This is a genomic window from Brevundimonas sp. GW456-12-10-14-LB3, assembly GCF_059424365.1.
In genome coordinates, this window is record NZ_JBWKZJ010000022.1 from 20171 (window position 1) to 46899 (window position 26729).

The following is a 26729-nucleotide window of genomic DNA, read 5'->3' on the forward strand; positions in this document are numbered from 1 at the left end:
ACCCCCGATTATGACCGACGCCTCCTCCCACGGCCCGCATTCGTCGGGCGACCGTTCCTCCTTCGGTTTCCGCGACGTCGACGCGCGCGAAAAGGTGAAGATGGTGCGCGGGGTCTTCGACTCCGTCGCCTCGAACTACGATGTGATGAACGACCTGATGAGCGTCGGCGTCCATCGGGTGTGGAAGGACATCGCCGCCGCCAAGCTGAACCCGCGCCCCGGCGAGACCATCCTGGACGTGGCCGGCGGCACCGGCGACATGGCGCGGCGCTATTCCAAGATGGCGCGCGCGGCCCAGGAGCGTCGCGGCGGGACGGACGCCTCGGTCATCGTGCTGGACTATAACGCCGAGATGATCCTGGCGGGCGTGGCCAAGGGCGGCGAGCCGGAGATGAGCTGGTCGGTCGGGGACGCGATGAACCTGCCCCTGCCGGACGCCTCGGTCGACGCCTATTCGATCAGTTTCGGCATCCGCAACGTGGCCCATATCGACAAGGCCCTGGCCGAGGCGCGGCGGGTGCTGAAGCCGGGCGGGCGGTTCCTGTGCCTGGAGTTCTCGCGGCCCACGGCGGGGCCGGTGCGCAAGATCTATGACGCCTGGTCCTTCCACGCCATTCCGCGCATCGGCGGCTGGGTGGCCAAGGATCGCGACAGCTATCAGTATCTGGTCGAGAGCATCCGCCGCTTCCCCGACCAGGCGGCCTTCAAGACCCTGATCGAAGAGGCCGGGTTCAAACGGGTGTCGGTGACCAATCTGTCGGGCGGGATCGCCGCCATCCACCACGGGTGGGCGATCTGACCGGCCGGATCTATCGCACGGCTCCGCCGCCGCCCGCCGCCGTCGCGGTGCGCAACCCCGTGGCCGCCTTTCTGCGCCTGGTCGGCTGGCTGTGGGTGCTGGCGCGCCACGACGCCCTGATCCCGCGCGAGGTCACCCCCCTTCTGCCGGTCTGGACCCGGCCCTTCGCCCGGTTCGTGCAGATGCTGTCGGGCCGTGACGGGCGCGAGGGTCGGCCGGGCCAGAGGCTGGGCAAGGCCTTCGAGCATCTGGGGCCGGTGGCGATCAAGCTGGGCCAGGTCCTGGCCACGCGGGCCGACATCTTCGGCATTCAGTTCGCCCGCGACCTGGGCCGGCTGAAGGACGCCCTGCCGCCCTTTTCGCTGGAAGAGGCGCGGCGCGAGATCGAGAAATCCCTGGGTCGCTCGGTCGAGAGCCTGTTCATCGACCTGAGCCCGCCGGTCGCCGCCGCCTCCCTGGCCCAGGCGCACCGGGCGACCTTGGCGGACGGTCGGGCCGTGGCGGTCAAGGTGCTGCGGCCGGGGGTCGAGCGGCGCGTCGCCGACGGTCTGGACGCCATGCGGCTCGGCGCCGCCCTGGTGTACCGGCTGGTTCCCCTGTCGCGGCGGCTGGAGCCCCAGGCCTTCGTCGAGACCATCGCCAATTCGTTGGAGCTGGAGTTGGACATGCGGCTGGAGGCGGCCGCCGCCAGCGAAATGGCCGACGTCCTGGCCAAGGACGGCTATATGTCCGCCCCCGCCGTCGTCTGGGACGGGGTCGGCAAACGGGTGTTGACCCTGGAATGGGCGCAAGGTTTGCCCATGACCGACCCGGCCCTGGCCGAGCTGCCGGGGCTGGACACCGACCTCCTGGCCGACAATGTGGTGCGCGCCTTCCTGGTTCAGGCCCTGGATCACGGGGTTTTCCACGCTGACCTGCACGAGGGCAATCTGTTCGCCAGCGCCCCGGCCCATCTGACGGCCATCGACTTCGGAATCGTCGGGCGGCTGGGCCCGGCCGAGCGGCGCTATCTGGCCGAGATCCTGTGGGGCTTCATCAGCCGGGATTACGACCGGATCGCCCGGGTCCATTTCGAGGCGGGCTATGTGCCGCCGCACCATTCGGTGGAGACCTTCGCCCAGGCCCTGCGCGCCGTGGGCGAGCCGGTGATCGGACGCGCCGCCAGCCAGGTGTCGATGGGCCGTCTGCTGGGCCAGCTGTTCGAGATCACCGCCCTGTTCGACATGCGGCTGAGGCCCGAGCTGATCCTGCTGCAAAAGACCATGGTCTCGGTCGAGGGGGTGGCCCGCCGGCTTCAGCCCGACCACGACCTGTGGAAGGCCGCCCAGCCGGTGGTGGAGCGGTGGATTCGCCGCGAACTGGGGCCCCAGGCCCAGGCGCGCGACGCCCTGAACGAGGTGATCGCGGCGGCGCGGGCCCTTTCGCGCCTGATCCAGGATCCGCCCGCCCCGACGGCGATGGTCATCGAAAAGCCGAGAACTCCGGCTTGGGTCGCGGCTTCATTGACGGTCGCGGTCGTCGCGGCCCTGACGGCCCTGGGCCTTTCGCTCTGGCCCTATCTGCACTGACCGGAGCCTTCGCATGAAGACCATCCTGATCGTGGCCCTGGCATTGACCGCTGTCGCCGCGCCGCACGCCGCCCTCAGCCAGGTCGCGGCCGGCGCCGTGGCCAACACCTTCGACGGCGCAGCCCCGGCGGCCCAGGTCCCCCCCGTTCAAACGCCCGCCCAGGCCCAAGCCGAACCTCAGACCCAAGCCCAGGCGCCCGACATCGCTCGTGCGGAAGACGCGCTGCGCAACGTCATCGCCTCGGCCCAAGGCGCCGGTTTCAACTACGCCGTCTTCACCCCCGACCTGGGCGGGCGCATGCGCCAGTTGGCGCCCCAGCTGATCCCCCTGATCAAGAGCTTCGGGGAGGTCCGCTCCATCGACTTCGTGGCGGCCGAAGGCGACGCCCAGTTGTTCCGCATTACTTTCGACAACAAGGTGACCGAATGGATGATCCTGTTCGATCCCGAAGATCGGATCGCGGGCCTGCGTTTCCGCCCGGTCGAAGAGTGATCCGAGCCTAGTCGAGCGACGGTCGGCCCCGCCCCGACTTGATCGAGGCGCGGCTGGTCTTGGCCTTCAGCCGGCGCTCCTTCGACGCCCTGGTGGGCCGGGTCGGGACGCGGAAGACCGGCTTGATCGAGGCCTCGTCCACCAGGGCCTGCAGCCGTTGGATCGCATCGGCGCGGTTGCGCTCCTGGGTGCGGAAACGGACGGCGTTGATCAGGATCACCCCGTCGAGCGTCAGCCGACTGCCGGCCAGCTTCATCAGCCGCGCCTTGACCGGTTCGGTCAGGCTGGAGGAGTTCTTCACGTCGAACCGCATCTGGACGGCGGTCGAGACCTTGTTGACGTTCTGCCCGCCGGGGCCGCCGGCGCGATAGAAGCGGAACTCCAGCTCCTCCTCGGGAATGACGGTGCTCATGGAGCGGCCTTGCGCGCCTTGACCACGGCCTGGTCCAGGGCCTGGAGGAAGCGCGACCGGTCGGCGGCCGAGAAGGGCGGCGGGCCGGAGGTGGCCACCCCCATCGACCGCAGATGCTCGCCCACCATCCGCCCGGCCAGGGCCGAGCCGATGGAGTCCGGGGTGAAGGCCTGGCCGTTCGATTTCAGCGCCTGGGCCCCGGCCTTCAGGCAGCGGTCGGCCAGGGGAATGTCGGCCGTGATCACCACATCGCCCACACCCGCCCGTTCGGCGATCCAGTCGTCGGCCACGTCGGGGCCTGCGTCCACCACCACCTGTTCGATCAGGGCCTCGCGCGGCACCTGCATCCAGCCGTTGGAGACCACATAGGTCTTCAGCCCATAGCGCCGCGCCACGCGATAGACCTCCTCCTTCACCGGGCAGGCGTCGGCGTCGATGTAGAGGGCGGTCGGCATGGGCCTGACCTAGCGCGGACGGGGGTGGGGCGCCACACCCTCCCTCATGCGATCGGCGACGGGGGCTCCAGAGGGAAGACGATCTCCACCTCCAATCCTTCACTCGCCCAGTTTCGGCTCAAGGCGCCGCCCAGTTGCCGGGCCATATTGGTTTGCAGCGAAGAGCCGAAACCCTGGCGCGTCGGCGCACTGACGGGCGGGCCGCCAACCTCGCGCCATCTCAGGGTCGCCTGACCGTCCTTGATCGCCCAGTCCACGCGGATGCGGCCGCCGCTGCGGCTGCAGGCTCCATATTTGCTGGCGTTCGTCGCCAGCTCATGCAGCAGCATGCTGAGGGGCTGCACCTGTTCGGGGGACAGATCGACCGGCGGCCCCTCGACCTCCACCGCCTCTTTCGGACACAGGGCGTCCAGTTCTTCCCAGACCACGTCCTCCAGCCGCCCGCCCTCCCAGCGCCGGCTGGCCAGGGAGGTCTGGGCGCGGGCCAGGGCGCCGATTCGGCCGGCCAGGACCGACTTGTAGTCTTCCAGATCATCGGCCCGGGTCAGCTTCACCAGGGACTGGACGATGGCCAGAAGATTCCGCGCCCGGTGATCCACCTCGTGCATCAACAGGTTGCGAACCTCGGCGTTGCGCTTCTCCTCGCTGATGTCGCGCGCCTCGATCACGGTGCCGACCACCTGGGCGCCGTCGCCATAGATGGGGCTGGCGGTGAAGGCGACCGGATAGAAGGACCCGTCCTTATGCACGAACACCTCCTCCCCCTGGACGCCGGCCCGCTCGGGGAAGGCGCGGTCGATGGCGCATTCGGACAGTGGGAAGTGGGATCCGTCCGGACGGGTGTGGTGGATGACGTCGTGCAGCGGTCGCCCGGTGGTCTCCTCGAAGGCGTAGCCGGTCAGTTTTTCCGCCGCCCGGTTCATGAAGACGCAGTGCTGCCGGTCGTCCATCAGGAAGACCGCCATGGTGGTATTGTCGAGGATGACGTCCAGCCGCTGGGCCGTGTCGCGCAGCTGCTGCTCCACACGCCGGTATTCGGTCGTGTCCTGGATGGCGGCGTAGAAGACCGGGTCGTCGCCGTCGTCGAACAGCTGGAGCTTGACGGAGACGTCGTATTCGGACCCGTCCTTGCGTCGATGAACGGTGTCGAAGTCGAGCCGATCGACTTCGCCGGCGAGCAGCGGCCGGATCAGAGCCAGGAAGTCGTCGCGACGGATGCGGGGCTTCAGATCCCAGGGCGTCAGGCGGGACAGTTCGTCCGCGTTGTAGCCCAGGTTTTCCCGGGTGCCCTTGTTGACGAGTCGAAAATAGAAGTCCTCTACGCCGAAGACATAGACCTCGCTCGCGGCCTCCTCAACGATCCGCCCCAGGCGCTCGCTGGTCACCGCGATGGATCTGGTCATGCCCGGCGCCTGTCTCCGATGGTTCGGCGAACCTAGATAAGCCGCCTCTCTCTGGCAATGATTTTGATTATAAGGAGAAAATCAGTGCCAAGGATCGAAACAGGATGACCCAGGATCAGCTCTCGGACCGGTTCGGGCTTCAGCACGCGGCCTCGCGGGCGGAGGGGGCTGCGTCGGCCCAGGAGCGGCGCGGGCGGCTGGAGACGCTGAAGGCCCTGGTGCTGGAGCGGCGCGAGGCCTTTGCGCGGGCCATAGATGCGGATTTCGGGGCGCGGTCGGCGATGGAGACGGGGCTGCTGGAGGTCACGCCCCTGATCCGCAGCCTGGACCATGCGCGCGCCCGTCTGGGGCGGTGGATGCGCGACGAGCGGCGTCCGGTGGACCTGATGTTCCAGCCGTCGCGGGCCTGGATCCGGCATGAGCCCCTGGGCGTGGTCGGGGTGATCGCGCCGTGGAACTATCCCCTGCTGCTGGCGCTCGGGCCGACGGTGGACGCCCTGGCGGCGGGCAATCGGGTGATGATCAAGCCGTCCGAGCTGACGCCCGCCTTCGGCGCCCTGCTGGAAGCCGCCGTGGCCGAACGGTTCGATCCGGCGGTGCTGACCGTGGTCAACGGCGGCGTCGATACAGCCCAGGCCTTTTCGCGCCTGGCCTTCGACCATCTGGGCTTCACCGGTTCGACGCGGGTGGGGCGGGAGGTGATGCGGGCGGCGGCGGAAAACCTGACGCCGGTGACGCTGGAGCTGGGCGGCAAGTCGCCGGCCGTGGTGGCGCCCGACTATCCGCTGGACAAGGCGGCGCGGTCGATCGCCTTCGGCAAATTCCTGAACGCGGGCCAGACCTGTATCGCCCCCGACTACGCCCTGGTCCCGGCCGGTCAGGTCCGGGCCTTCGCCGAGGCCGTGATGGATCAGGCGCGGCGGGCCTATCCGACCCTTCAGGACAACCCCGACTACAGCGGGGTGATCAGCGACCGTCACCGGCTCCGGCTGCGCGAGGCGGTGGCGGCGGCGCGGGCGGCGGGGGCCGAGGTGCTGGAGCACCCGGATGCGGGCGACGGGAACAACGGCAAGATCGCCCCGACCCTGGTGCTGAACCCGCCGAGCGACGGCCTGCTGATGCAGGAGGAGATCTTCGGCCCGGTCCTGCCGGTGGTCGGATACGACAGCCTGGATGAAGCCCTGGCCTTCGTGGCCGCCCGGCCCCGGCCCCTGGCCCTGTACGGCTTCACCAACCAGGCCCGGACGCGCGACCGGATCCTGGGTTCCGGCCTGTCGGGCGGCGTGACCCTGAACGGGACCATGCTTCATATCGCCCAGAACGACCTGCCGTTCGGCGGGGTCGGCCCCAGCGGCCTGGGCGCCTATCACGGGCCTGAGGGCTTCAAACGCTTCAGCCATGCGCGGGCGGTCTATGACGTGGGGCCGGTGAACGCCTTTGAACGGCTGGGGCCGCCGTGGGACGGGGCGGCGGGCCGGCTGGCGCGCGCGGCCCTGCGGTTTCTGGCCCGGTAGGCGGAGACGAAAAAGGGCGGAACCCTGCGGTCCCGCCCTTTCCGTTCGGACCTGAAAGGCCGTCAGTTGCGATAGGCCGGCGGCATCGGCGTCTGTTGACGATAACGGTCGCGCAGCAGCAGGGGCCGGCTGGTCAAGGGTTGCTCGACCCCGTCGATGAAGACGGCCGAAGGCTGGCTGAGCGGCTCCAGCGGGTCGCCGGACCAGACCACGACGTCGGCGGCGGCGCCCGGCGCGATCTGGCCGAACTGTCCGGCCATGCCGAAGATCTTGGCCGGATTGACCGTCAGGGCGGCGATGGCGGCGCCGTAAGGCAGGCCGTGCGAGACGGCGTTGCCGGCGTTGTAGCGGGCCTCGCGGGCGCGGTGGGTCGAACCCTCGTTGCCCTTGATGGCGATGACGACGCCGGCCGCGTTCAGGGCCGCCGCATTCTCCATCCGCGCCGCCCGCATCTCGAAGTCGGCGGGCAGGTTGGAGATGGGGTTCAGCAAGACGGGCACGCCGGCCGAAGCGATCTCGCCGGCGACCAGCCAGCCTTCCTCGGCGCCGTCCAGGATCAACTTGATCCCTTCCTCGCGCGCCAGGCGCAGCACCTGCTGGATGTCGGACGCCCGGTGGACGGTGACGATCAGGGGCATGGAGCCGTTGGCGACCGGGATCAGGGCCTCCAGGTCGGCGCGCGACAGGCTGAGGTCGCGCAGGCCCGCCCGCTCATAGGCCGATTTGTTGCGGGCGTAGAGGCGGACCTCGGCCATCGTCTCCTTGAACAGGACGAACTGGGCGCCGCGCGCGCCGCCGGCGATGTCGGCCCCGGCCTCGCCGAACGGGGCGACCATGGCCACGCGCGGCTTGACCAGGATGTTCGCATCCTGACCCAGGTCGATGATCGCCGCCTGGCCGGCGAACAGGCCCGGCGTCTGATAGCCGCCGTCGCCGGCGCCGGCCGTCTCGTCCTCATGCACATGGCCGCCGGACGAGCCGGGGTGCTGGGGCACGACCACGGCGCGGGTGATCCCGCCCAGACGCGCCACCGGCAGGGTGAAGGACCAGGGGTCCAGGCCGTAGGAGATGTCGAAGGCGGCGCTGAGGGTGTTGGACGCGTTGCGCAGCTCGTTGGTGCCGCCGACGGCGCCGACCTCGGTCCCGGCCAGGCCGGAATCGACGGCGACGAAGCCGGGGGCGACCGTCTTGCCGGTCGCGTCGATGACGCGGGCGCCGGCGGGGGCGGCGGCCGTTCCGACCGAGACGATCTTGCCGTCGCGGATCACCACCGTGCCGCGTTCGATGACGGAGGTTCCGGTCAGAACCCGGCCGCCCGTGATCGCCACGGTGTCCTGGGCGACTGCAGGCGCGGCGACAGACAGGGCGGCCACTGCGGCCGCAAGGATGTGAGGCAGACGCATCAGCGGGCTCCTTCGGCGACGTTGGCGGCGGTCAGGCCATAGCCGGGCTGGCCCAGCTCGAAATCGCTGGTCGGCTGATAGGCGGGGTTCGTCCGGTCGAAGGTCAGGGCGCCGTCGATGAAGACCTGATCCGCGCGGGCGTAGATCGAGAAGGGATCGGCGCTCCAGATCACCACGTCGGCGCGCTTGCCGGGCTCCAGCGAGCCGGTCTGGTCGGCGACGCCGATGGCCTTGGCGGCGTTGGAGGTGATCCAGCTGATGGCGTGTTCTTCCGAGATGTTCAGGCCGGCGCGGCGACCGGCCGACAGGGCGGCGGCGGCCTCCTGGTTCAACCGTTGAGTCAGTTCGGCGTCGTCGGAATGGATGACGGCGCAGGAGCCTTCGGGCGCGTCCACCAGGGCGGCGTTCTCCTCGATGGCGTCGAGCGCCTCCATCTTGAAGCCCCACCAGCCGGTCCACATGGCGGCGCAGATGCCGTTCTGGGCCAGTTGCGGGGCCAGCTTATAGGCCTCGGTGGCGTGGTGGAAGGTGGTGATGCGGTAGCCGAACTCCTTGGCCATATCCATCATCAGCGCCATTTCGTCGGCGCGGTAGCAGTGGTTCTGGATCAGGATCGAGCCGTCCAGCACACCGGCCAGGGTCTCGTTCTGCAGGTTACGGGTCGGGGGCGAACCCTCGTGATCCGCCTGCCACTTGTCCCACTTGGCCTTGTATTCGCGCGCGGCGATGAAGGCGGCGCGGTAGCCGGCCATATTGCCCATGCCGGTCGCCGGGCTCTGGTTGCGGCCGCCATAGACCCGCGACGGGTTCTCGCCGCAAGCCATCTTGAGCGTATAGGGGGCTTGCGGAAACTTCATGCCCTGCATGGTGATGGAGGGCGTATTGCGGATGGTGACGCCCCGGCCGCCGAACAGATTGGCCGAGCCGGGCAGGATGTGGAGCGTGGTCACCCCGCCGGCGCGGGCGGTGTTGAAGCCCGGATCCTGGGGCCAAAGCGAATGTTCGGCCCAGACCTGGGCGGTGTTCGGGCTGGTCGCCTCATTGCCGTCGCTCATGCCCTGGACCCCGGGGGACGGATAGACGCCCAGGTGGCTGTGGACGTCGATGATCCCCGGCGTGACATAGCGGCCGCGCGCCTCGATCAGCCGATAGCCCGCAGGGACGGGGGTCGAGGCGTCGCCGACGGCGGCGATCTTGCCATCAGTGACCACGACCACGCCGTTTTCGATCTTGCGGTCCGTCCCGGTCAGGACCGTAGCCCCGACCACGGCGAAATTCTCGCGCGGCAACGGTTGATAGGTCGAAGGATAGGGGTCCGACCTCGTCGCCGGGTCCAGCCCGGCCGCCAGGCTCCTGTCCTTGGCCGGGGCGGTCCCGCCCTGGTCCGGCTCCGTCGTGGCGCAGGCCGACAGGCCCAAGGCGCACGCCAAGGCCGCGAGGCCGACGCCCCGCAGATGATGTCTGATCATCAGATCCCTCTCCCGACGACACGCCAGCCCCGGCGTGTCTTGCAGCTGTCATAGAAGGGGCTCGCCGCCCGGCCGTCAAAAGATTTCGACGTTCTTTCTCGATCGCGCCATGCTCGCACGGCTTGGGGAGTTGTGCTGGGCCGGTTAGGCGACCATCTGGGGTTCTAAGGCTCTTCGATACACGGACTTCCCCATGACCTTCGCCGACCCGACCCTGGACCCGCGCCCATCCGGCGACCTGATCAAGGAAGGCACGGACGCCTCCTTCATGAAGGACGTGATCGAGGCGTCGAAGACCCAGCCGGTGATCGTCGACTTCTGGGCCACCTGGTGCGGCCCCTGCCGGACCCTGGGCCCGGCGCTTGAGAAGGCGGTGCGCGCCGCCAAGGGGGCGGTCAAGATGGTCAAGATCGACGTCGACGCCAACCCGGCCTATGCGGGCCAGCTGCGCGTGCAGTCGATCCCGACCGTCTACGCCTTCGTCAACGGCCAGCCGGTGGACGGCTTCCAGGGCGCCATTCCCGAAAGCCAGATCAAGGCCTTCATCGACAAGCTGACCGGCGGCCAGGGCGGCTCCGCCGAGACGGCCCAGCTGCTGGAGCTGGGCGAAGAATCGCTGGGCCTGAACGACTTCGGCGGGGCGGCCCAGGCCTTCGCCCACGTCCTGTCGATCGAGCCGGAGAACGAAAAGGCCATCGCCGGCCTGGCGCGCGTCTACATGGCGGGCGGCGACGTCGAACAGGCGGCCCAGACCATCGCCATGGCGCCGGCCGAGTCCAAGGAACCGGCGGTTCAGAGCGTGCGGGCCCAGCTGGCCCTGGCGGCCAAGGCGCCCGCCGGCGCATCGGCCGAGCTGGAAGCCAAGGTCGCGGCCGATCCGAACGATCATCAGGCGCGCTTCGACCTGGCCGAAGCCCAGAGCGCGGCCGGCGACTTCAAGGGGGCGATCGACAATCTTCTGTCCATCGTCCAGGCCGATCGCGAATGGAACGATCAGGCCGCGCGCAAACAGCTTCTGGTCATCTTCGAGGCGGCCGGCCTGGGGTCGGACGTCTCCAAGGACGGGCGCCGCCGCCTGTCCTCCATCCTCTTCTCCTAGGGCGGACACCTCCATGCCCCAGGGCTATGTGCGCGCTTTGGACCTGCCCCAGGTCATTCCGGTGTTTCCGCTGGGCGGCGCCATCCTGTTGCCGCGCGGACAGCTGCCGCTGAACATCTTCGAGCCGCGCTATCTGAACATGGTGGACGACGCCATGGCGGGCGACCGGATCATCGGCCTGATTCAGCCCAAGGGCGGGACGCCGGCCCTGCCCGGCCTGTCTTCGGTCGGCTGCGCCGGACGGATCACCGGCTTCGCCGAGACGTCGGACGGGCGCTATCTGATCACCCTGACCGGGGTGTCGCGATTCCGCGTCGCGGCCGAACTGCCGACCAAGACGCCGTATCGACAGGTGCGGGCGGCGTTCGACGCCTATGAGGACGATCTGGCGCCCCCGCCTGAGGAGCCGGATTTCGACCGCCACGCCTTTCTGGACGCCTTGCGGGATTACATGGCCCACCGCGCCCTGGACATCGACTGGGACACCGCCGAGACCGCGCCTATGGAGGCCCTGGTCAACAGCCTGGCCATGGCCCTGCCGTTCGAACCCGCCGAAAAACAGGCCTTGCTGGAGTCGATGAGCCTGATGTCGCGCGCCGAGGCCCTGACCGCCCTGTTGCGGATCGACGCCGCCGACGGGGGCGACGACTCCGCCTCGTCGATCCAATAGGCCCGCCCATATGGCGCAAAGCGCGCCGTGACCCTAAACAGCCTTTCCGACCTGGTTTTCGCAGACGACAGGAGCCCTCATGAGCGACGCCTTCCAGACGCCGGTTTCCGTCGACCCTCGCCTGCTCGAGGTGCTGGTCTGTCCGGTGACGCGGGGCCGCCTAACCTATGACCGCGAGGCCGGCGAACTGATCTCGCCGGGCGCGAAACTGGCCTATCCGATCCGGGAAGGCGTGCCGATCATGCTGGCCGAAGAAGCCAGGCCGCTGGACTGAACCGCAACAGACGAAGACGAACCCTCGGCTCGGGCGCCTCGCGCCGATCGGGCCCAAGCAGCGCAAGGCGCGATAGGCCCCAGACACCATGACCCTCAAAGTCGCTATCCAGATGGACCCGATCGAGGCCGTCAATATTGAGACCGACACCACCTTTCTGATGGCCGAAACGGCCCAGGCGCGGGGGCACCGGCTGTGGGTCTATGATTTCCGCACCCTGGCCCTTGAGGAGGGTCGGCTCTACTGCCGCGCCCGTCCGGTCGCCGTTCGTCGCAAGGCCGGCGATCATGTCGATTTCGGCGACCCCGTTCGGCTGGATCTGGGACAGGACGTCGACGTGGTTCTGATGCGTCAGGACCCGCCGTTCGACATGGCCTATGTGACGGCCACCTATCTTCTGGAAACGATCCACCCTTCGACCCTGGTGGTCAACGATCCGGCCGAGGTGCGTTCGGCGCCGGAGAAGCTGCTCGTGACACGCTTCCCCGACCTGACCCCGCCGACCCTGATCAGTTCCGACCCCGTCCAGCTGGGCGACTTCCACCGGCGTCACGGCGAGGTGGTGCTGAAACCCCTGCATGGGGCCGCAGGCTCGGGCGTGGTGCGGCTGAAGGCGGATGATCCCAATCTGGACGCCCTGATCGAAATCCACGCCATGGGATCGCGCGATCCTCTGGTGATCCAGAAATTCATTCCCGCCGTTTCCAAGGGCGACAAGCGGATTCTGCTGGTGGACGGCGAGCCGGTGGGCGCCATCAACCGAATTCCGGCCAAGGACCAGGTCCGGTCCAACCTGCGGGTCGGAGGCACGGCCGCGCCGGTCGAGCTGACGCCGCGCGATCTCGAAATCTGCGCCGCCATTGGTCCGACCCTGAAGGAACGCGGCCTGATTTTCGTCGGCATAGACGTGATCGGCGACTGGCTGACCGAGATCAACGTCACCTCCCCCACCGGGGCCCAGCAGCTGAAGACCTTCACCGGCATCGACGCCGCGGCGCGGATGTGGGAGGTCATAGAGGCTAGGCGATCCGCTCGGGTTGCGTGATCGCCACTTGAATTAGAGTTCAGTTCATGGTTCGTTCCTCGTTCTAAGGGGGGCGGAGCCATGGTCGCGCGAGTCGTTACGGTCGCCTTTGACGGGGTCGAGGCGCGGCGTGTGGACGTGGAGGTCCAGCTGGTCGGCCAGGATCAGCAAACGGTGTTCAACATCGTCGGCCTGCCGGACAAGGCGGTGGCTGAAAGCCGCGAGCGGGTGCGCGGCGCCTTCGCCGGAATCGGTCTGGCCCTGCCCTCACGGCGGATCATCGCCAATCTGGCCCCCGCCGACCTGCCCAAGGAGGGCAGCCATTTCGACCTGCCCATCGCCCTGGCCTTGATGGCGGCCATGGGGGTGATCGGGCCGGACGCCCTGGACGGCTGGGCCGCCATCGGCGAATTGGGGCTGGACGGGCAGATCGCCCGGGTCGGGGGCGCCCTGCCCGCCGCCGTGGCCGCCGACGCCCTGGGCCTGGGTCTGATCTGCCCGGAAGCCACGGGGTCGGAAGCCGCCTGGGCCGGCGGGGCGCGTATTCTGGCGCCGCGGTCCCTGATCGCCCTGATCAATCATTTCAAAGGAACCCAGGTTCTGCGCGCGCCGGAACCGGGCCCCCTGGCCGGCGGCAAGGCCGTGCCCGACCTGCGCGAGGTCAAGGGGCAGGAAGGCGCCAAGCGGGCGCTGGAGATCGCGGCGGCGGGCGGCCACAATCTGCTGTTCATCGGCCCGCCCGGATCGGGCAAGTCGATGATGGCCCAGCGCCTGCCCGGCCTGTTGCCGCCCTTGACCTCGCAGGAGCTGCTGGAGACCTCCATGGTCTGGTCGGTCGCCGGCCTGATCGAGCGGGGCGCCCTGACAAGGGACCGTCCCTTCCGCAGCCCGCACCATTCAGCCTCGATGGCGGCCCTGACCGGCGGGGGTCTGCGGGCCAAGCCGGGCGAGGCGTCGCTGGCCCATAACGGCGTCCTCTTCCTGGATGAACTGCCCGAATACAGCGCCCAGGCCCTGGACTCGCTGCGGGCGCCCCTGGAGACGGGCGAGATCGTCGTGGCCCGCGCCAACGCCCATATCCGCTATCCAGCCCGGTTCCAGCTGGTGGCGGCGATGAACCCCTGTCGTTGCGGCATGGGCGGGGCCGGGCGCGGCGCCTGCGGCAAGGCGCCCCGATGCCAGCGGGACTATCAGAACCGGGTGTCCGGTCCGATGTTCGACCGAATCGACCTGACGGTCGAGACGCCGCCCGTCACCGCCGCCGACATGATCCTGCCGCCCCCTTCAGAAGGCACGGCCGAGGCCAGGGCGCGCGTCGCCGCTGCCCGCGCCCTGCAGGAAGACCGGGTGCGGGCCGCAGGCCTGGATCCCGCCCAGGGGCTGAACGCCCGGGCCTCCGGCGAGGCGCTGGACCGGTTCGCCACGCCGGACGAGGCGGGGCGGATGCTGCTGATGCGGGCGGGCGAGGCCGGGGGTCTGACGGCGCGGGGCTGGACCCGCACCCTGAGGCTGGCCCGCACCATCGCCGACCTGGACGGCTGCGACGGGGTCTTGCGACGCCATATCGCCGAGGCCCTGATCTATCGCCGCAACACGGTCGGCGCCGAGGCCGATTTCGACCGCCGCGTCGCCGCCCGCTCCAGCCTGGCCGAGGCCGCCGGTCGGGCGGCCTTCATCCATGATTGATCCAGGGCCTCTTGAAGCGTCCTTAACTCCGTTCGGCTTAGAGGTCGTCCCTCGCGGAGACGGAACAGACCATGGCGCGGCGGGCGGCGACGAAACGGACCGAAGGCTCGGCGGCGACGGCCGATCCGGCCCAGCAGTTCCTGCGCCTGATGAGTCACGAGATGCGCACCCCCCTGAACGGGGTGCTGGGCATGATCCATCTGTTGCAGCGGACCCGGTTGGACGGCGCCCAGCGCGCCTATGCCGAGAACGCCCGCCAGTCGGCCGAACATCTTTTGGGACTGGTCAACGACCTTCTGGACTATGCGCGGCTTGAGGCCGGGGCGCTGGAGTTCGACCTGGCGCCGGTCGATGTGGAGCCCCTGGTCCGCAGCGTCGCCGAACTGCTGAGTCCGCGCGCCCATGACAAGGGGCTGGAGATCGTCTGGTCCGTCGGCGCCGACGTCCCCGACATCAGGGCCGACGAGGGCCGGCTGAAGCAGGTTCTGTTCAACCTGGCCGGCAATGCGGTCAAGTTCACCGAGACCGGCGGCGTCTACATCGCGGTCGAACGGCGAAACGGCGCCGGCGGGGCGGCGCACCTGGCCTTCATCGTCGATGACACGGGCCCCGGCGTGCCGCACGAAGCCCGCACGCGCATCTTCGAAGAGTTCGGCCACGCCGACGTTTCCGACGCCGTGCGACACGACGGGGCGGGCCTGGGGCTTGCCGTCGTCCGAAAACTGGCGCGGGCCATGGGCGGGTCTGTCCAGGTCGCAGACCGCCCGGGCGGCGGCGCCCGCTTCTGTTTCGAGGCCGCCTTCGATGTCGTTCCCGGCACGCGAGACCAGCCTCTGGCGGGCCTGACCGTCGCCGTCCGCTCGCCCAACCCCTTCGTCCAGGCCGCCGCCGTCGCCCAGATCGAGGCGTCCGGTGGGCGGTTCGCCGCATCGGCGCCGGTCGTTCTGGTCGATCACGTCGGCGCCTTGTCCGGCGACTTGGCGCTTCCGCCATCGGACGGCCGGGGCGTGATCCTGCTGAAACCGTCCGAGCGCGATCTGATCGCGCGCTACCGCGCCCAGGGCTTCCACGGCTATCTGATCAAGCCTCTGCGCCGCGCCTCCCTCGCCGAACGGGTGCTGGCCGTCGCGGCCCAGGACGATCCCATGCGCGAGGCCGGCGCCGCCTCTCCGGCGGCTGAGGACGACCGGGTCGTCCCTGCCCGCTTCGCCGGGACGCGGGTCCTGCTGGCCGAGGACAATCCGGTCGGCGCCCTGCTGGCCCGCACCCTGTTGCAGCGCGAGGGCTGCATCGTCGAAACCGCCGCCCGCGGTCAGGAGGCCGTCGCCGCCCTGGCACGCGCCCGCTATGATCTGGTCTTGATGGACATGCGGATGCCGGGCATGGACGGCCCCGCCGCCGCCCGCGCCATCCGCGCCACAGGCGACGCCACCCCCATACTGGCCCTGACCGCCAACGCCTTCGCCGAGGACCGCCGCCTGTGCCTGGAGGCCGGGATGGACGACCATCTGGTCAAGCCGCTGGACGCCGAGGGGCTGCGCGCCGCCCTGGCCCGCTGGACGAAGCGCGACATCCGCGCCAAGGTCGGCTGAGTTAACGGCGTCCGTCTCCGGCCGCCGCCGGAGCCGTGCATGACCGACCAGACCACACCCGCCAAACCCGCAAGCCGTTTCGGCGGCCTGGCCGTCTATGGCGAGCGGCGCGTCTTCATCATGCTGCTTCTGGGTTTTTCGGCCGGTCTGCCCAATCTGCTGATCTTCGACACCCTGACAGCCTGGCTGCGGGAAAGCGGCCTGACGCTGGAGGTGATCGGCTTCTTCGCCCTGGCGACCCTGTCCTATTCGCTGAAGTTCGTCTGGGCGCCCCTGATCGACCGGACCGCCGTCCCTTTTCTGACGCCCCTCCTGGGTCACCGTCGCGCCTGGATGCTGGTCACCCAGGGCGTGATCGTCTTCGGCCTGTGGTCGATCTCCACGCTGAACCCGGCCGACGCCCTGATCGCCGTCGCCGGTTTCGCCGCCCTGGTCGGATTCTTCGGCGCCACCCAGGACATCGTCATCGACGCCTGGCGGATCGAGGCGGCCGACGACAGCCGCCACGGCGCCATGGCCGCCGCCTACCAGATGGGATACCGCGTCGCCATGATCGTCGCGGGCGCCGTGCCCCTGGTCCTGGCCGATCTCTACAACTGGAACCTGTCCTACGCCGTCATGGCCGCCCTGATGGGTCTCGGCATCGCCGGCGTCCTGTTCGCGCCCCGCGAAAAGGCCCATTCGATCCGCCCCATCCCCGTCGGCGACGTGCCGTCGCGGCCTAGGCTGGAGGTGCTGGAGTGGGTCGCCCGTCTGGCGATCATCGGCGTCGCCGCCATGTTCCTCGGCTCGGGCCTGACAGGCCAGTCCGCGCCGCTGAACGCCCTGTTCGGTCTCTTCGGCCTGGGGGCGGAGGGCCAGGCTGCGGTGAAGGCGGCGTTGTCGGCCAAGCCCGAAGGCGTCTATCTGCAGTTCGTCTCGGTCTTCCTGGGCCTGGGCGTCATGGTTCTGGCCTGCTGGCCTCTGCCGGGACTGAAGACCCGCCCCGGCGCCTATCTGGCCGGATCCTTCGGCCAGCCGGTGGCCGACTTCTACAAGCGGTTCGCCGGCGTCGCGACCCTGATCCTGGCCCTGATCTGCGTCTATCGCCTGGCCGACTTCGTGCTGAACATCATGCCGCCCTTCTATATCGACCTGGGCTTCACCAAGACCGAGCTGGCCGAGGTGCGCAAGGTGTTCGGCGTGGTCATGACGACGCTCGGCGTCTTCATCGGCGGCTGGTCGGTGGCGAGGCTGGGCCTGATCCGCACCATGGTCATCGGCGCCTTCATGAGCCCGGTCTCCAACCTGGTCTTCGCCTGGCTGGCGACCCAGGGGCACAGTCTGTCGGCCCTGACGGTGGCCATCGGCGTCGACAACGTCTCTGGCGGCTACGCGGGGACGGCCCTGATCGCCTATATGTCCAGCCTGACCTCGATCGGCTTTACGGCCACCCAATACGCCCTCTTCACCTCGCTGTACGCCCTGCCGGGCAAGCTGATCGCCTCGCAATCGGGCCGGATCGTGGAGGCCTCGGCCCGGGCGGCGGAAGGGAACGGCCCCTTCGCGGGCCTGCGCGGCCTGTTCGCCAATCTACAGGAGGGCGTGTTGACCACCGGCGCGGCGGCCAGCGGCGTGACGCCTGCGGCCCTGGGCGCCGGCTATGTGGCCTTCTTCCTCTATTCCTTCGTCATCGGCCTGTTCGGCATCGTCCTGGCCTTCGTCGTGGCCGGAAAACAGACCGCGCTTCAGGCCCGTCAGACGGCCGAAGACCTGGATCCCGCCGTGGCGGCGACCGAGGGCCAGCCGTCCTGAAATGCGAAGGCCCGCCGGTACGGACGGGCCTTGCGGATCATCCGATCAGTGTTTCGCCCGTTCCGCGCCCGAGCTGACGGCCGATCCGGCGGCTGAGACGTCGCGGCCGACGCCCGCGATAGTGTTGCAGGCCGAGACGGCCAGGGCGGCGGCGACGAGCGACAGGGTGATGATCTTGCGCATGGCGAACCTCGTTTATGGTCAAGCTCCGCACGAACGCCCAAGCTTGGCCTTGGTTGCGCATCCCTGTCGCAAACAATGGATTTTCGCCGTCGTTCGGGGCTAAAGGGCCGCCATGTCCTTCACCGCCCCCCCTTTTCTGGCCACCGTCCTGACCATGTTCCCCGAAGCCTTTCCGGGCCCGCTCGGGGTGTCGCTGATCGGCACGGCCTGGCGAGAGAAGGGGCTGTGGAGCCTGGATACGGTTGACATCCGCGCCTTTTCCACAGATACGCGCGGCTTCCTGGACGACACCCCTGCGGGCGGCGGCCCGGGAGCCGTGCTTAAGGCGGACGTGGTGGCCAGGGCGGTCGATAGCCTGCCGGGGCCAAAACGGCCGCTTTTGTACATGAGCGCCCGGGGTCGGCCCCTGACCCAGGCGCGCGTCAAGGAATGGGCGACAGCGGACGGGATCGTCGTGCTGTGCGGCCGTTTCGAGGGGGTGGATCAACGGGTGCTGGACGCCCGGGGGTTCGAGGAGGTCTCGGTCGGAGACGCGGTCCTCGCCGGCGGCGAGGCGGCGGCCATGGTCGTGATCGAGGCGTGCGTAAGACTGATCCCCGGAGTGCTCGGTTCAGGCGACAGCCTGTCGTCCGAAAGTTTCGAGGACGGGCTTCTGGAGCATCCGCAGTACACGCGACCGCGGACGTTCGAGGGGCTTGAGATTCCCGAGGTGCTGCTGTCGGGCGACCATAAGAAGGTCGCCGAATGGCGTCAGGCGCAGCGGGAGCAGACCACGCGGGAGCGACGGCCGGACCTCTGGCAGGCGCATCTCGCTCACCCCCGCAAGGCTTGACCTTGCGGACCAGCGGGCCCCGCCCGCCAAATGACAGGTAAAGAGCGCCAAGCTCGAGGAGAAATGACATGAACATCGTTCAACAGCTGGAAGCTGAAGAAAAAGCCCGCGTCCTGGGCGACCGCAAGATCCCGGACTTCCAGCCGGGCGACACCCTGCGCGTCAATGTGAAGATCAAGGAAGGCGAGCGCGAGCGCGTCCAGGCCTTCGAAGGCGTCTGCATCGCCCGCGACGGCGGCGGCGTGAACGAGACCTTCACCGTCCGCAAGATCTCGTTCGGCGAAGGCGTCGAACGTAAATTCCCCATTCTGTCGCCGAACGTCGAGTCGATCGAGGTGAAGCGCCGCGGCGTCGTGCGTCGCGCCAAGCTCTATTATCTGCGTGACCGTCGCGGCAAGTCGGCCCGGATCGCCGAGCGTCAGACGGTTCGTCCCGCCAAGGGCGTGGTGGTCCCGGAGACCGGCGCCGCCGACAAGGGCGACGAAGCCTGATCCCAGGCGCGTTCGCAAAACGATAAGGGCCCCGGCGGCGACGCCGGGGCCTTTTTTGTTCGTCCGGCGCGCCTCCTACTGCGGAAACAGCGGGTTGGACGCATCCCTTTGGCCTTCCAGACTGTGTTTCAGCCCCTCCATCTGATCATGGCCCGTCTTGATGGAGGCGTAGGCGCGACGAATGGTTTCACGGGTGGTGGCCGAGATGGCCGTGTCATCCAGAGCCTTGTCGAACTTTGCGGCGATGAACCCCTCGCCGCTGTTGATCGACCCCACCACGCTGTCGTCATTCCTCAACAGGGCGTGTTTGACGTCCAGAAAGGCGCGGTGGGCCTTGGCCAGGATGGAGCCGTGAGCCTCGGGGTCGCCGCCCAGTCCGGACACGGCGGCCGACAGATCCTCGACCACCTGGCGGCGCTCCTCGCTGCGGCGTTCGAACAGGCTGCGGAAATGGGGATCGGTCGTCTCTTCGGCCGCCTGGGCGTAGCCGTCGGCGCTGTCCAGGGTGGTCTCGATCAGGCCGTTCAAGACCTTGATGTCATGGGCGTTGGGATTGCTCATTGCGTCGGCTCCTCCGCTTAGGCGGTCAAGCGGACAATGGCCGGACGCGGCGAAGGTTGCCGGATGCGGCGCCGCGCCCGATCAACAGGCCGTCAGAGGGCGGTCCGCAGCGACCACAGCTCAGGAAAGCACCGCTTGGTCAGGGTCGTGGCCAGATAGGCCGCCCCTTCCGTTCCGCCCGTCCCACGGCGCCGGCCGATGATGCGCTCGACCGTGACGACGTGCTTATGTCGCCAGGTCAGCAGGGCGTCGTCCAGGTCGACCAGCTTCTCGGCCAGCTGATACAGGGCCCACCAGCGCTCCGTGTCCCGATAGACCTCGAGCCAAGCCGCCTCTACCGCCTCGGACGGTTCATAGGGCTGGGTCACGTCGCGGTTCAGCACGGCCTGCGGCACCGGCAGGCCGGCCTTGGCCAACTGGGCCAGGGCGTCGTCATACAGACTGGGCGACGCGATCGCCGCCTCCAGCGCCGCATGGGCCTGGGGTCGGTCCACATGGAACTTCAGGAAGGCGGGGTCCTTCAGCCCCAGCATGGCCTCGAAGCGACGGAACTGGTCGCTCTGGAAACCGGAGGACGCGCCCAGCACGCCCCGGAACCGCAGATAGTCGGCCGGGGTCATGGTCGCCAGAATGTCCCAGCTCTGGGTCATCACCGCCTGGATGCGGCTGACCCGCGCCAGGCTCTTATAGGCGGGGACCAGGTCGCCGGCCCGCACCAGGGTCTGGGCCAGGGCCACTTCGTGCAGCATCTGCTTCAGCCACAACTCCTTGGTCTGGTGGATGACGACGAAGAGCATTTCGTCGTGCTGATCCGACAGCGGATGCTGGGTCGAAAGCAGATCGTCCAACGCCAGATAGCCGGCGTAGGTCATGTCGCGGGATTGGGTCATGCGCCGCTATCGCCCGCGGCCGGGAAAGGCGCAAGTCCGCCTATTGCTGACCCTGGCCCGACACATTGGCGGCCATCTGGCGGCCGGCGTCGAAGGCGTCGCGCGCGCCCTTATAGATGAAGCCGTAGGTCGGATAGACGGTCGTGCCCAGGCCGTTGATCGGATTGTACCAGACCTTGACCTGGGACCAGTCGTTGGCGGGCGAGACGTCCACGACGGTGACGTTTTCCTCGACCTTGCCGCGGCTGCCGCCCCAGTTGGCGTGGGTCACGCGCACCACCCGGTCGGTCAGAATGTCGGAAACGACGGCGACATGGCCGCGGCTCATCCGGCCTTCCGGGCGGAAGACCAGGACCGAACCGGTCTCGGGCGCCTTGCCCGTGCGGAACTTCTCGGCGGCCTGACGCCACCAGGTCCAGGCGTCGCCGAAGATGTTGATGCCCGAGAACATGCGGGCGAAGGTCACGCACTGCCAGTACGGCTCGTCAGCCTTTGCATTGGAGGGAACTGCGCCCAGTGCAAAAAAACCGAGGGTCGCCGCAACCGCGGCGGCTTTGAGCCGTTTTGTCATGCTGAGGCCGTATCCCGACTGCCGATGGTGTTTTTAGAACACAGGCTCTCAGGATTCGACAACCGTTTTCGACATACCGCCGTCAGGCGACGGACGGTCTTCTGTAGCGCTTGACACGGATTTCGGCCGCTCGGCCAACCCCCTCAAAGCCTGTCGCGCCGGGCGTTCGACCAGGTGATAGGAGACCGCCGCCACGACGGGCAAAAGGGCCAGAATCGCCAGCCACACGAAAATTTGAAGTTGCTTGTCAGCGGCGCCCGTCAGCTTCGCCGCCAGGCCGACGGCCAGCAGATTCCACGGCACGCAGACCATATAGACCGAATAGCTGATCTCACCCAGATAGACGGCCGGGCGCGAGGCCAGCCAGCCGGCGCTTGCATTGGGAAGGACAGCCAGGGCGAGGATCAGAGCGCCGGCGCACAGGACGGTGATCCCATCCCACAGCCCCAGGGCCGCGCTGACCATCATCAAGACGAAGGCGATCGCCGCCGCCCCGCCCGCCAGGAGAGCGGACAGCCGCTGCCCCACCTTGCGATAGACCAGGTAGAGGGCGCACCCGAGGGCGAAACAGGGCACGATCCGAAGCGCCCCCCAGCGGATGGTGGCCTCCGTCAGAGGAAAACCCGCCGCCTGCTCGAAGACGAAATACAGCACCGTCAGAAAGGCCGCCGCCCCAACCACGGCCGCGACCGGCTTGTCGCGCAGACGCCAGAAGACGAAGGCGAACAGGGGAAAGCACAGATAGGCGAACCATTCCGCCGAGATCGACCAGGACGGATGGTTCCAACCGGCCACCGGCGCCAAGCCCCAGGCGTGGAGCATCAGCAGATTGGCGGGAAGCGACGACCAGGACAGGACGTTGGCGTCCACGCTCATTCCCGCGATCAGAGCCGCCGCCGCCAGCCCTCCGACCCCGATCAGGGTGGCGAGATGCAGCGGATAGACCCTGGCGATCCGCGCCCACAGGAAGCCGCGATAGGAAAACCGCTTCTCGCCCGCCGCCTGAAGATAGACGTGGCTCAGAATGAAGCCGGACAGGACGAAGAACAGTTCGACGCCCAGATAGCCTTTGGCGACCACGGTCGTCTGCGGCGCCCCGGCCAGATTGGGCCAGAAGGTGTAGACGGCGACCCACAGGGCCGCGGCGAACCGCAGGGCGGTCAAGGGGCGAAGATCGGCCGGCGTTTGAACGGGGGTCATGGTCTCACCTTGGCACGTCAGGCTTTGCGAACCATGAAGGCCGCAAGAACGGCGCCTGCCGCCTTTTGGCCCGGCCGGGGCACTAACCGACCCAGGCCCCGTGGAAGCCGGCGGGCAGAGCGAAGTCCGCAGCCCAGCTGACGACCGGCCCGTCCTCGATCCGGGCGGCGTCGAACACATGCAGTTCGGTGCGACCGGCGTCCAGATTGATGGAGGGGCCGATCAGCCAGGCGTCCCGCTCGGCCGTCGCGCCGGGCTTGGGCGCGAACAGCACCTCTTCGACGACCTGATGGCGGCCGAAGGTGAAGCCCTCGGATCGACCCGTCTCCCAGTCCTGCAAGGCCAGGCCGGTGGGCAGAGGCCGGCCGCGCGTTTCTCCGCCCGTATGGACGGTCAGGCGTCGCTTAAGCCCCCGACGACGCGGATCGCTCTGCGGAAACTCCCCGACGGCGTTGGAGCGCGTCATTTCGGCCCGCCCGTCAGGTCGAAGGGTGATCAAGGCCAGGGTCGCCGGATCCCCTGGAACTGTGCCCTGCCCCTCCACCAGCACCCTCGCCCCATCGACGGCGAAGCGCGGATCCTCGCCGGCGGCGACGTCGAAGCGAATGGTCCCGTCCGCCTCCGCCCAGGCGTCGCCCAGGTGGAAGTGGAAGAAGCCGGGCAGTTCATAGATCCTCCGCCGGCTCAGATCGTCCTTGTCCAGCACCATGACCTGGGTTCCCGCCTCAGGCCGCCAGACCAGGCCGTTGATGATCGGCGTCGCCTGGGTCTCGAACAGCCAGGGCTGCATCACCAGGATCAGATGCCGGTCCGTCGCCGTGAAATCGTGCATATAGCTGGCGCGCGGCAGACGCAGGACCTCCGCCTGATTCAGTCCCCCGTCGGGATTTAGCCGCCAGATCACCGCCCGATCGCCTGCCGCGCCGACGTTCCAGATCGAGCCGTCCGGTCCCCGACGCGGGTGGGCCTGGAAGGGCATGCCCTTCAGATCGCTCCGCAGGGTGACGAACGCCTGGGTGGACAGGTCGGCGGCGTCCATGGCCAGGGGCGACCCGCCCTCCCACAGGGCCCAGATCCGATCGCCCGCCGGCATGACCCCCGTATTGGCGGCGTTGGCGTCGTCATTGGAGCCGACGCGCGCGCGGGCGTCGCCGCGCGTGCCGAAGCCGGGAGTGACCACGGCGTCCAGCTCCGTCTCGGTGCGACGTTTGGGCGTATCGGCGAAACGGGCCTCCAGCGTGGCCTGACCGTCCTGAATCCGGAAGGCCCGCATCAGTCCGTCCCCGTCGAACCAGTGGGTCGCCGATCCGCCCGGGCGGCGGAAGCGCCCCGGCCCATTGCGATAAAGCACGCCCTCCAGACCCGCCGGCGCCCGGCCATGAATCAGGCGCAGGGCGTGACGGGGCGCGTCGGCCTCGACATCGCGCGTCGCCAGGGCCCAGTCGGCCTTCAGTTCGGCGACGGCGTTCAAGGCGGCGGCCGCGCGCGTCATTTCGGGCGTGGCCACGGCGGCGGACAGGACGGCGGCGCCCATCAGAAAGGCGCGGCGGGAGTGGATCATGATCAGGCTCCTGAATTTGAGACGGAGGGCGGCGGCGGGATCTACTTCAGGGTGATCGTCTGTTCGACCGACCCGGCCGCCGGGAAGCGGGCGCGGTCCCAGGAGGCCGGGCCCATATTGCCGACCGCATTGTTGGAGAAGGCGAAGGGCTCGGTCGGCATGCCGAAGGGATTGGTGTTCATCCGCCCGTCGGCGTTCAGATCGTGGAAGGCGCGCACCGCATAGTCGCCGTCGGGCAGGTCGTCGAAGGTGATGCGGGTCTCGCCTGCTGCGGCGTCCAGCTGGGCCGCCTTGGCCGGTCGGCCCGCCTGATAGGCCTCGGCGCTGTCGAAGACGGCGACCATGATCCGGCCTTCTGCGGCCGCGTCCGGAAAGACGACGGTCAGGTCGGCGGCGAAGGCGGGCGCGGCGGCGAGAGCGGCGACGGCGGCGGAAAGGATGAGGGCGGAGAACTTCACGGCGGCGATCCTGTTGGGTGAGAACCGACGGCCGGCTCTCGATGACCGGACCGTGCCGCCCGTCCGCAGCCGCCGCCAGCGGACTTGCGGCGCTGGACAGTCCGTTTTCGCCAGTGACCGTGCGCCGCCGCCGGCGAAGCGTGAACGCCCATGTCGGATCCGCCGCACAAAGAAAAGGCCCGGAACCTGGGTTCCGGGCCTGTCTCTCTGGGTGCTTTCGAACGCCGGACCTAGTCCAGGGTGCGCTTGATCTCTTCGACCGTGAAGCACTCGATGTAGTCGCCTTCCTTGATGTCCTGGAAGCCCTGGAACTGCATGCCGCACTCCTGGCCCGAGGGCACCTCGTTGACCTCGTCCTTGAAGCGTTTGAGCGTGTTGAGCACGCCCAGCTCCAGCACCACCACGTCTTCGCGGATGATGCGGACGCGGGCGCCCTTGCGCACGACGCCTTCGGTGACGCGGCAGCCGGCGATCTTGCCGACCTTGGAGATGTCGAAGACCTGAAGCACCTGGGCGTTGCCCAGGAAGGTTTCGCGTTGCAGCGGCGCCAGCATGCCCGAGAGCACGCCCTTCATGTCGTCCAAGAGGTCGTAGATGATCGAATAGTAGCGGATCTCGACCCCTTCGCGCTCGGCCAGATCGCGCGCCTGTTTCGAGGCCCGGACGTTGAAGCCGAGGATCGGCGCGCCGGCCGACTTGGCCAGGTTGACGTCGCTCTCGGTGATGCCGCCTGCGCCGGAATAGACGATGCGGGCGCGGACCTCGTCGTTGCCCATCTTCTCCAGCGAGGCGGCGATGGCTTCGCCCGAACCCTGGACGTCGGCCTTGATGACCACCGGCAGCTCGTTGATCTTCTTGGAGCCGAGCTTGGCCATCATGTCGACCAGCGAGACCGAGCCGCCCGAAACCTGGGCCTTTTCGCGCTTCACCCGCTGGCGATATTCGGTCAGCTCGCGGGCGCGGGCTTCGGAATCCACCACGGCGAAGACGTCGCCCGGCGACGGCGCCTCGTCCAGACCCAGGATCTCGACCGGGACGGAGGGGCCGGCGTCGGTCAGCTGTTCGTTGCGCTCGTTCAGCAGGGCGCGAACCTTGCCCCAGGCGCCGCCGGCCACGACGATGTCGCCGCGCTTCAGCGTGCCGCGCTTGACCAGGACGGTGCCGACGGGGCCGCGGCCCTTGTCCAGCTTGGCCTCGATGACCACGCCCTCGGCCGATCGGTCGGGGTTGGCGCGCAGGTCCATGACCTCGGCCTGGACCAGGATGGCTTCCAAGAGGCCGTCCAGGTTCATCCGCTCCTTGGCGGAGACCTCGATGATCTGGGTGTCGCCGCCCAGGCTCTCGGCGATCACTTCGTACTGCAGCAGTTCGTTGACGACCTTCTGCGAGGTGGCGCCGGGCTTGTCCATCTTGTTGACGGCGACGATCAGCGGCGCCTCGGCCGCCTTAGCGTGCTGGATCGCCTCGATCGTCTGGGGCATGACGCCGTCGTCGGCGGCCACGACCAGAACCACGATATCGGTCACATTGGCGCCGCGCGCCCGCATGGCCGAAAAGGCGGCGTGGCCGGGCGTGTCCAGGAAGGTGACCTTCTGGCCGTCTTCCAGACGCACCTGATAGGCGCCGATATGCTGAGTGATGCCGCCGGCTTCGCCGCCCGCCACATCGGTGGTGCGCAGCGCGTCCAGCAGCGAGGTCTTGCCGTGGTCGACGTGGCCCATGATGGCCACGACCGGGGCGCGGACTTCGGAGGCATCGGCGTCGTCCGCCTCGCCCAGGAAGCCGGTTTCCACGTCGGATTCGGACACACGCTTGACGGCCATGCCGAATTCCTCGGCCACCAGTTCGGCGGTGTCGGAATCGATCACGTCGTTGATCTTCATCATCATGCCCTGCTTCATCAGGAACTTGATGATGTCGACGCCCCGCACGGCCATCCGGTTGGACAGCTCCTGCACGGTGATGACGTCGGGAATGACCACTTCGCGCGGACGGTTCGGCGTATCGGTCGAGCCGCCCTTGCGCTTTTCCTTCTCGCGTTCGCGGGCGCGGCGGACCGAGGCCAGGGAGCGCATCCGCTCGGCGGCGTCGCCGTCGCCGACCACGGACTGGATGGTCATCCGGCCTTCGCGGCGCTTGGGCTCGCCGCGGGTGCGGCTGACCGCCTTGCCGGCGTCGGAGAAACGCTTGTCGCGGTCGTCGTCGCGCGCGACGGGGCGGCCGAAGCCGGCGCCGGGCGCGCGGCTGGGACGGGCCACTTCAGGGGTGGCGGGCGGGGCGTTCGGAGCCGCTCGGCCGCCGGGGCCGGTGCGCGGGCCGCCGGGGCG

At 68.7% G+C, this 26729-nt stretch carries 26 protein-coding genes; 13 read left to right on the forward strand and 13 right to left on the reverse strand.

Translation table 11 applies throughout. The features are described from left to right. The first annotated feature begins 10 nt into the window (after positions 1–10). Genes AC07XS_RS10230 through AC07XS_RS10240 form a run of 3 tightly spaced genes read left to right on the forward strand, consistent with a single transcriptional unit; the run spans position 11 to position 2860 of the window. Positions 11–799: a class I SAM-dependent methyltransferase gene (locus tag AC07XS_RS10230; protein WP_182714346.1), complete on the forward strand. Its 789-nt coding sequence runs from the start codon at positions 11–13 to the stop codon at positions 797–799. Beyond that, the gene (gene ubiB / locus AC07XS_RS10235; RefSeq protein ID WP_152949327.1) at positions 787–2367 is read left to right on the forward strand and encodes a 2-polyprenylphenol 6-hydroxylase; all 1581 of its coding nucleotides are present in this window, start codon (positions 787–789) and stop codon (positions 2365–2367) included. The genes AC07XS_RS10230 and ubiB overlap by 13 nt, the downstream gene beginning before the upstream one ends. Positions 2368–2380: 13 nt before the next feature. Then, positions 2381–2860 carry a hypothetical protein gene (locus AC07XS_RS10240; RefSeq protein ID WP_182714347.1) on the forward strand — a complete coding sequence of 160 codons (480 nt, stop codon included), beginning with the start codon at positions 2381–2383 and terminating at the stop codon, positions 2858–2860. A 7-nt stretch (positions 2861–2867) separates the two neighbouring features. Here the strand turns inward: AC07XS_RS10240 and arfB are convergent, their stop codons facing one another. From arfB to AC07XS_RS10255, 3 genes are read right to left on the reverse strand one after another with little or no spacing between them, the layout of a single operon-like run. Beyond that, positions 2868–3272 (reverse strand): alternative ribosome rescue aminoacyl-tRNA hydrolase ArfB, encoded by a 405-nt coding sequence (gene arfB, locus AC07XS_RS10245; RefSeq protein ID WP_054764507.1) that lies wholly within the window; start codon positions 3270–3272, stop codon positions 2868–2870. Continuing rightward, on the reverse strand, positions 3269–3727 hold the full coding sequence (locus AC07XS_RS10250; RefSeq protein WP_152949325.1) for a YaiI/YqxD family protein: 459 nt from the start codon (positions 3725–3727) through the stop codon (positions 3269–3271). Before AC07XS_RS10250 ends, arfB begins: the two co-directional genes overlap by 4 nt. Before the next feature lie 44 nt (positions 3728–3771). Then, positions 3772–5130: a PAS domain S-box protein gene (locus tag AC07XS_RS10255; RefSeq protein WP_182714348.1), complete on the reverse strand. Its 1359-nt coding sequence runs from the start codon at positions 5128–5130 to the stop codon at positions 3772–3774. A 104-nt stretch (positions 5131–5234) separates the two neighbouring features. On the opposite strand from AC07XS_RS10255, the gene AC07XS_RS10260 reads away from it, so the two are divergent. Further along, positions 5235–6644 carry a coniferyl aldehyde dehydrogenase gene (locus tag AC07XS_RS10260; protein ID WP_182714349.1) on the forward strand — a complete coding sequence of 470 codons (1410 nt, stop codon included), beginning with the start codon at positions 5235–5237 and terminating at the stop codon, positions 6642–6644. 62 nt (positions 6645–6706) lie between these two features. Here the strand turns inward: AC07XS_RS10260 and AC07XS_RS10265 are convergent, their stop codons facing one another. Then, on the reverse strand, positions 6707–8047 hold the full coding sequence (locus AC07XS_RS10265; protein ID WP_182714350.1) for an amidohydrolase family protein: 1341 nt from the start codon (positions 8045–8047) through the stop codon (positions 6707–6709). After that, entirely contained in the window at positions 8047–9516 is a 1470-nt protein-coding gene (locus AC07XS_RS10270) for an amidohydrolase (RefSeq protein WP_182714351.1), read from the reverse strand. Before AC07XS_RS10270 ends, AC07XS_RS10265 begins: the two co-directional genes overlap by 1 nt. A 193-nt stretch (positions 9517–9709) precedes the next feature. Between AC07XS_RS10270 and trxA the strand changes: the two genes are divergently transcribed. From trxA to AC07XS_RS10305, 7 genes are all read left to right on the forward strand, one after another. Beyond that, complete coding sequence (trxA, locus tag AC07XS_RS10275) at positions 9710–10615, forward strand: thioredoxin (protein ID WP_182714352.1); 906 nt, start codon at positions 9710–9712, stop codon at positions 10613–10615. A gap of 13 nt (positions 10616–10628) precedes the next feature. Beyond that, positions 10629–11285 carry an LON peptidase substrate-binding domain-containing protein gene (locus AC07XS_RS10280; RefSeq protein ID WP_182714353.1) on the forward strand — a complete coding sequence of 219 codons (657 nt, stop codon included), beginning with the start codon at positions 10629–10631 and terminating at the stop codon, positions 11283–11285. A 79-nt stretch (positions 11286–11364) separates the two neighbouring features. After that, on the forward strand, positions 11365–11559 hold the full coding sequence (locus AC07XS_RS10285; RefSeq protein WP_054764499.1) for a Trm112 family protein: 195 nt from the start codon (positions 11365–11367) through the stop codon (positions 11557–11559). 88 nt (positions 11560–11647) lie between these two features. Next, positions 11648–12604, forward strand: coding sequence for a glutathione synthase (gene gshB / locus AC07XS_RS10290; protein ID WP_182714354.1), 957 nt, complete (start codon positions 11648–11650; stop codon positions 12602–12604). 60 nt (positions 12605–12664) lie between these two features. Continuing rightward, a complete protein-coding gene (locus tag AC07XS_RS10295; protein ID WP_182714355.1) occupies positions 12665–14269 on the forward strand; it encodes a YifB family Mg chelatase-like AAA ATPase in 1605 nt (534 codons plus the stop codon). A 71-nt stretch (positions 14270–14340) separates the two neighbouring features. Next, positions 14341–15861, forward strand: a complete 1521-nt coding sequence (locus AC07XS_RS10300; protein WP_182714356.1) for a response regulator — start codon at positions 14341–14343, stop codon at positions 15859–15861. A gap of 39 nt (positions 15862–15900) precedes the next feature. Then, positions 15901–17655: an AmpG family muropeptide MFS transporter gene (locus AC07XS_RS10305; protein WP_182714357.1), complete on the forward strand. Its 1755-nt coding sequence runs from the start codon at positions 15901–15903 to the stop codon at positions 17653–17655. A 45-nt stretch (positions 17656–17700) separates the two neighbouring features. Here AC07XS_RS10305 and AC07XS_RS10310 read toward each other — a convergent pair whose 3' ends face one another. Next, on the reverse strand, positions 17701–17838 hold the full coding sequence (locus AC07XS_RS10310; RefSeq protein WP_054764494.1) for an entericidin A/B family lipoprotein: 138 nt from the start codon (positions 17836–17838) through the stop codon (positions 17701–17703). A gap of 112 nt (positions 17839–17950) precedes the next feature. Between AC07XS_RS10310 and trmD the strand changes: the two genes are divergently transcribed. Further along, positions 17951–18670, forward strand: a complete 720-nt coding sequence (gene trmD, locus AC07XS_RS10315) for a tRNA (guanosine(37)-N1)-methyltransferase TrmD (protein WP_182714358.1) — start codon at positions 17951–17953, stop codon at positions 18668–18670. Between the two features lie 68 nt (positions 18671–18738). Next, positions 18739–19161 (forward strand): 50S ribosomal protein L19, encoded by a 423-nt coding sequence (gene rplS / locus AC07XS_RS10320; RefSeq protein WP_054764492.1) that lies wholly within the window; start codon positions 18739–18741, stop codon positions 19159–19161. Positions 19162–19236: 75 nt separating this feature from the next. Here rplS and AC07XS_RS10325 read toward each other — a convergent pair whose 3' ends face one another. From AC07XS_RS10325 to infB, 7 genes are all read right to left on the reverse strand, one after another. Further along, positions 19237–19722 (reverse strand): PA2169 family four-helix-bundle protein, encoded by a 486-nt coding sequence (locus AC07XS_RS10325; RefSeq protein ID WP_182714359.1) that lies wholly within the window; start codon positions 19720–19722, stop codon positions 19237–19239. 92 nt (positions 19723–19814) lie between these two features. Next, entirely contained in the window at positions 19815–20612 is a 798-nt protein-coding gene (locus AC07XS_RS10330) for a tryptophan 2,3-dioxygenase (RefSeq protein ID WP_054764490.1), read from the reverse strand. Between the two features lie 40 nt (positions 20613–20652). Next, the gene (locus tag AC07XS_RS10335; RefSeq protein ID WP_054764489.1) at positions 20653–21183 is read right to left on the reverse strand and encodes a CHAP domain-containing protein; all 531 of its coding nucleotides are present in this window, start codon (positions 21181–21183) and stop codon (positions 20653–20655) included. 48 nt (positions 21184–21231) lie between these two features. Continuing rightward, complete coding sequence (locus AC07XS_RS10340; RefSeq protein ID WP_182714360.1) at positions 21232–22383, reverse strand: acyltransferase family protein; 1152 nt, start codon at positions 22381–22383, stop codon at positions 21232–21234. Positions 22384–22465: 82 nt separating this feature from the next. Further along, entirely contained in the window at positions 22466–23944 is a 1479-nt protein-coding gene (locus AC07XS_RS10345; protein ID WP_182714361.1) for a carotenoid oxygenase family protein, read from the reverse strand. 41 nt (positions 23945–23985) lie between these two features. After that, the gene (locus tag AC07XS_RS10350) at positions 23986–24402 is read right to left on the reverse strand and encodes a DUF2141 domain-containing protein (RefSeq protein WP_321208070.1); all 417 of its coding nucleotides are present in this window, start codon (positions 24400–24402) and stop codon (positions 23986–23988) included. Positions 24403–24632: 230 nt separating this feature from the next. Beyond that, positions 24633–26729, reverse strand: a 2097-nt coding sequence (gene infB, locus AC07XS_RS10355; protein ID WP_182714362.1) for a translation initiation factor IF-2, incomplete at its 5' end; no start/stop codon positions are given.